The organism is Rhizobacter sp. P3_B12 (genome assembly GCF_056402895.1).
In genome coordinates this window covers 1-781 of sequence record NZ_JBFUGN010001601.1, presented here as the reverse complement: position 1 = coordinate 781, position 781 = coordinate 1, and the positions used below count along the sequence as shown (strand labels likewise).

Below are 781 nucleotides of genomic sequence, written 5' to 3'. Positions count from 1 at the left end.
TGGCCGGTGAAGCCGCGGTCGGTGCCGCTGTTGACGGCCGGGCTCCAGTCGATCACCAGCGTGCCGGCGGCGTCGTGGTTGCCGTTGACGAAGCGGCGCTTGCCGAACGGGTCGTACGCGTCGCGGGCCGTCACGTTGCCGTTGTGATCCGTCGTCGCCGCGATGCTGCCCAGGTGATCCTTGTGCCAGTACTCCAGCTTCACCGCGCTCAGGCTGGATTGCAGGGGCGGGGCGGTCTGCGGGACGCCGAGTGCCGGTAGCGCTCCGGTGGTGACCAGCACGCCGAGGCTCTGGCCACCTGCGCTCAGGTAGTGGCGGTTGCTCGTGATCGCAGGGTTCGCTGCGCTCGGGCTCGTCGGCGCATTGACCTCGCTCTCGAAGGCCAGTCCACCGGTGTTGTCCGGATGCAGGTACCACGTCGTTCGGGTGCCCGCGTTGGTACCGCTCGGGATCGTCCGAACCTCTCGGATGCGGGCATGGTCCTCGTCGTAGTTCCAGGTGTAGCTCGGGCCGCCTGCAGGCCCTTGCAAGCCCGCTTGGCTGTTCGGCAGGTTGAAGCCGGTGTAGGTGATGCCACGGTACTTGCCTGCGGTCGCGCTGGCGAGGTTGCCGTTCGCGTCGAAGCCGTAGCCGTTGGCTGCTGCGCCTTCGATGCTCTGCACTGCATGCGGCCGCACCGCGTTCGCCCCCTGTGCGCCGTAGCTGTACAGCCCCACATCGCTTTTGTAGAGGATGCTGCCCAGCGCGTTGTATTGCAGGCTCACCGTGCGAACCAGGCCGC

The 781-nt window shown here is 67.6% G+C and carries 1 pseudogene; it reads right to left on the bottom strand.

Going from position 1 to position 781, the window contains the following annotated elements:
- Nucleotides 1-764, bottom strand: a pseudogene (locus tag AC1D01_RS37145) (hypothetical protein); the annotation flags it as partial.
- Nucleotides 765-781 lie beyond the last annotated feature (17 nt).